This is a genomic window from Candidatus Methanodesulfokora washburnensis (genome assembly GCF_003947435.1).
Lineage (GTDB): Archaea > Korarchaeota > Korarchaeia > Korarchaeales > Korarchaeaceae > Methanodesulfokora > Methanodesulfokora washburnensis.
This window is the reverse complement of sequence record NZ_RCOS01000006.1, coordinates 1-5,207: the sequence shown is the minus strand read 5'-3', so window position 1 is coordinate 5,207 and position 5,207 is coordinate 1. Positions and strand designations below refer to the sequence as shown.

The 5,207-nt window shown below is 42.6% G+C and carries 3 protein-coding genes; 2 read left to right on the top strand and 1 reads right to left on the bottom strand.

Translation table 11 applies throughout. The features are described from left to right. Positions 1–702 (bottom strand): hypothetical protein (locus D6D85_RS00290; RefSeq protein ID WP_133308274.1); only part of this gene is annotated, 702 nt, incomplete at its 3' end. Between the two features lie 58 nt (positions 703–760). Between D6D85_RS00290 and D6D85_RS00285 the strand changes: the two genes are divergently transcribed. After that, complete coding sequence (locus tag D6D85_RS00285; protein WP_125670040.1) at positions 761–3,799, top strand: FG-GAP-like repeat-containing protein; 3,039 nt, start codon at positions 761–763, stop codon at positions 3,797–3,799. An 816-nt stretch (positions 3,800–4,615) separates the two neighbouring features. Further along, a partial coding sequence (locus tag D6D85_RS00280) for an NAD-dependent epimerase/dehydratase family protein (protein WP_125670039.1) occupies positions 4,616–5,207 on the top strand: 592 nt, incomplete at its 3' end.

Genomic DNA, 5,207 nt, shown 5'->3' with positions numbered 1-5,207 from the left:
TCTCTCTTCATAGTTGCAGGTTACATCATCAAAGGAGAATTCCTCCCCCTTCCTTCCAGTTCCATACCAGCGAATAAAGTCTAAAACTAGATCTCCCAGCTTATACCGTGAATCCCTTATCCTCTGGCTGATATCCTCGAGAAGGAAGCCTCTGTGAATGTACTCTCTTAAAGTGCTGAAGTCGTATTTAGCAAAATCATGGTACGGAAGAAGTGGTTTCGCCATTTTACACAATTCAGAGAGTTTTTTAATAGCCTCCTGTTCTCTCCCCCTGAAGATCAGAAGCAGCTCCTCCAGCGTGATTTCCTCTTTAAGAATATTCACAGTAACTTTTTGGGAAAATTTAGGTAGATTATTATAAAATTCAGCGAGATCTGTGAGATCCAGCACCTTCCCATCTTCAAATACAAAGATAAGAGCTGAAGGAGAAATGAAAATTCTTCTCTCTTTAGTCTTACAATCTACCATGCGGCCCAGATAACGTTTAATCACCCTCTCTGTGAATTTTTCAACCTTTTCTAAACCCAGCTCCCTTGCAATAGCCGTGACCTCTACAGGTTCCCCTCTCTCATAGAATAGCAGGACAATTTTCCTGAGAAGATCCTCAGGATTGAATTTTCTCGTCTTTCTATCATATTTAGGGGTATACCTGATTGTTTCTGAAGGATATCGTGCAATATATTTTATCAGTTTTATAGACATAATGCCACTCCCAGAAAAGATTATTAATATCCCCATTTAATCTTTTAGCGGTGATGGTATGAGGAGTAAACGTATTTCTGAAAAAGTATCAGTTCTCTTCCTAGCCATCATCCTAATGTTCTTTGGTTTTTCAGCCTATGTTCAGCGCACATGCGGGCAGACACAACAATATGACCTGCCATTTACTATACGTATTTATAGAACTGGAAGCGGTACGCTGGAAATTGTACCTTTTGAAACTTATGTCAAGAGAGTTCTGCCTAATGAATGGATTATCTCCCAAAGCCCACTGGAGGCTTTAAAAGCTGGAGCAGTGGCAATAAAAATGTATGGATGGTATTACATTATTAATCCAAAAAGATACGATGCCCGTGCACATTTATATGATGATAGTAGAGATCAAGTATACAGTTATTATTATGATAGCCTTCCAAGTGTATATAAGAGTATGGTAGATGAAGCTACTGAGTCCACTTGGCTCATAGGAATAATGCGTAATGGAGAGATATTCCCACCTGAGTATTGGAGTGGAATAGGTTACGTAAGTTGGAGTGTGCTAAATATAAGGGATAATCCCGGTAAAAGTAGCAAGGTAATAGGAGAAGCCTATCAGGGCGATAAATTATATGTATTGAGTAATGGTCTAACATATATAGATGGTTATCACTGGTTCTTTATAAAACATTTGGAAAGTGGTAAAACAGGGTGGGTAGCTGGTGAAGGCGTAGTTGATGAAAATGGTCGCTCCATAGTAAATTATGCAGATAGAATGACCCAATATGGAACCGTTTATTGGGCTGAACAAGGAAAGGACTACAAATGGATTCTTCAATACTTTTATCCAAATATTCAATTTTTCGATGCTAGCTCTCCTTCTCCAAAGTTTAAAGTAGGTGATCGCGTTCAAACAACTGGTGAACTTAATGTAAGAAGTGAAGCATTTATTAATCCTGTAAATACTCAGGATAATATTATCTGGACAGCTCCATCTGGTAGTATGGGAACGATAAAAGCAGCTAATGACCCAGAGCCTCAAAGCAGCAATGGGTATACGTGGTGGTATATCGAGTATGATTCTGGATATACTGGTTGGTCATCTCAGCATAGACTTGCTCCAGCAGAAACTACTATTTCAGCTCAGATTGTTAGTTATTACCCTAGTAGCCAAATAACAGTGGAAAAGGGCAAGTCCTTCACAATTCAAGTTCAGTTTAAGAATACTGGAACTAGTGGAGCTTATTTCTACGCTGGGGCGAGCATTTGGGATTCGAACTGGAATTTGATATTCGATGATTGGAGCGAAAAAATATACCTTGGTGCAGGAGAGGAAAGAAGTGTAAGTTGGACTCATACTATAAACGCAGTGGGAGAATATTACCTTCAGTTCGGGGTTTGGGATGAAACAAAAAGTAAATTGCTTGATAAGAAACCTTCTCCCGCAGAAAAACTGATAAAGGTGGTAGAATCCACAACTTGCCCATATTCATGCTGGGACAGAAGTCCCTTATCAGGTGATGAACTAGCAGCTTTAGTAAGAAATCACTTTCCTTTAGGTGCAGTTACACAGACCGGTGAAAGCATAAGAGTCACAGCTTATGCTGTAGCCAAAGCAGAGAGTGGCGGAAACCCATCTGCATGCGGAGACAATGACAAATCCATCGGGCTCTGGCAAATTAACATAGATTACCATCCCGAATATGACAGGTGTCGTCTGTTTGAAGAGGATTACAATGCAAATGCTGCGAATGAAATTTCTCAGAATGGCAAAGACTGGAATCCTTGGTGTACTTGGGAGAAAACTGCTTGTGGTGGGAACGGTAACGAAGAGTATAAACAATATCTTACTGAGGCAAGAAAGCACTTCTATCCGAAGGTTACATCTCTTAGTGTCTCAAAAACTTCAATTAATTTAGGGGAAGCAGTTAGAGTCTACTACTCCGTCTCAGATGATGTTGGCCTAGCTAGAGTCGAGTTGTGGAGAGCAACCGATAAAAATGGTGCCCCTGATAACTGGGCAGAGGTAAGCAGAAGTACTGTTTCCGGTACTACCTATTCTGGCTATTTTGATGACTACCCTGAGTCTCCTGGTGTTTACTGGTATGGAATTCATGTAATTGATAATTCAGGAGCACCTGAAGCATGGAATGATGAAAGAAATTCAAGGACTGGAAATTGGCCAGGGATTTATGGACCAATAAAAGTAAATGTAGCTGCACCTTTTGATGACAAAGATGGAAAGAAGGATCTAAGGGTCTTCAGACCTTCAAACGGCTACTGGTACGCACTACTCTCCAGTACTAATTACGACAGGACGAAGGCATTCTCAATACAGTGGGGTGTAAATGGAGATGTTCCCCTTGTAGGAGATCTTGACGGGGATGGAAAGGCAGATTTAATGGTCTGGAGGCCCTCAAACGGTTACTGGTATGCTCTTCTCTCAAGCACTAATTACGATAGGACAAAGCCCCTCACAAGGCAATGGGGTACAAATGGGGACAAGCCCCTCATCGGAGACATAGATGGAGATGGAAAGGCAGACATCATAGTTTGGAGACCTTCTAATGGTTATTGGTACGCACTCCTTTCCAGCACTAATTATGACAGGACGAAGCCCCTCACAAGGCAATGGGGAATAAGTGGAGATATCCCTCTTATAGGGGATCTTGACAAGGATGGAAGGGCGGACATTATGGTCTTCAGACCCTCAAATGGTTATTGGTACGCACTCCTTTCCAGCACTAATTACGATAAGGCAAAGTCATTCTCAAAACAGTGGGGAATAAGTGGAGATATCCCTCTTGTAGGGGATATAGATGGAGATGGAAAAGCAGATTTGATAGTATTCAGACCTTCAAACGGCTACTGGTACGCACTTCTCTCCAGCGCTGGCTACGATAGGACAAAACCTCTTACAAGGCAGTGGGGTGCTAGCGGAGACAGACCTCTCATTGGAGACATAGATGGTGATGGAAAGATGGACATTATAGCTTGGAGGCCCTCAAACGGCTACTGGTACGCATTGCTATCAGGCAAAAACTATGACAGAACCCAAGCGTTCTCAAAGCAGTGGGGTACAAATGGAGATGTTCCTATCTAATCTCTTTTTTATTTTTATTCATTAACTTTTTTCATAAATCTAATCCTAACCAGAACTCGAAGCAGCGTAAACTGATTATTGGTGAAATTTTTCAGCTCAAAAGCCTTAAAATTCTCCAAGTTCTTAAGGAAGCAAGACGAAACACCTTGTACCCTCTAATGACAAAATGCTTATTAAAGACCTAGAAGTAGTGGAGTACGAATGGAACAAAGCAGCTGCTATATCCAGAAAACCAGTTTTTAACTTATTGACAGCTCTGCTGAAGGGAAACAAGCTCAGGGCCCTATTAACAGGGCTATATACCTCTTTTCTCCGCTTGACATCTCAGGAAGTCTACCATCTAGGTTTATCAGGTAGAAATACCCGAAAGTTCAGTACTTTATCTCTTCTCCCATCATAGTCAGAGCCAGAGGGAGGCTCCATTTTTCCTAATCTAAGAGAAAACTTTTTATCCTTCTGATGTATACCCTTATGCCAGAAGTAGCAGTGCAGTAACCTCAATGGTGGTTAAATGACCCCTCTTAAGGCCGGGTGTCCTGCCTCCTCCGAGCTTCTAAGAAGCTCCTCGAGGAGCCAGGGCATTCTGGGTGGAGGGGTGAATGACGGGGCCATTTGGCCCCTCTCTGCTTCTTTATTTCTCTGCACGCTGAGCAAGGAACGCTGGGATGAGGGGCCTTTTCTGTCATGCCAGGGGGCGCTTGAGGGGGGTGAGATGCTGTTTAGGAAAGCACTTTGTGATTGCGCTCAGCCCTGGTTTGGCAGAAAGGGTCTCGATGAGTCCGAAGCGCCTGCAAAAACATACTTTCTAGTTTTAAAATGAGAGCTGTTGTCACTGGTGGGGCTGGCTTCATGGGAAGCCACCTTGTCGACAGGCTAATGTCGGAGGGGAATGAAGTAGTGGTAGTGGACAACCTGAGCTCCGGAAGCATGGACAACATAAAATGGACTGGCAGCAAAGGATTCAGGTTTTTGAAAAGGGATCTAAAGGATTTAGAGTGGGCAAAGGACATAAAGGCAGATGTTGTATTTCACTATGCTGCAAACCCCGAGGTGAGGGTGAGCACGGTAAACCCAAGGGTACACTTTGACGAGAATCTGTTGACAACATTCAACGTTCTGGAGGCATGCAGAAATCTGGATATTCCCTTCATTGTTTTTGCCTCGACAAGCACTGTTTATGGGGATGCAAGGGTTCCAACTCCCGAGGATCATAAACTCAATCCCATTTCTGTGTATGGGGCCGTTAAACTGGCCTGCGAGACCATAATAGGGACATATTCAAGGCTCTATGGGATAAAAGCTTTGATACTGAGGTATGCAAACATCGTAGGGCCGAGGATGAGGCATGGGGTTATAGTTGATTTCATAAGAAAGCTGAGGGAAAATAAAAGAAAGCTGGAGATACTGG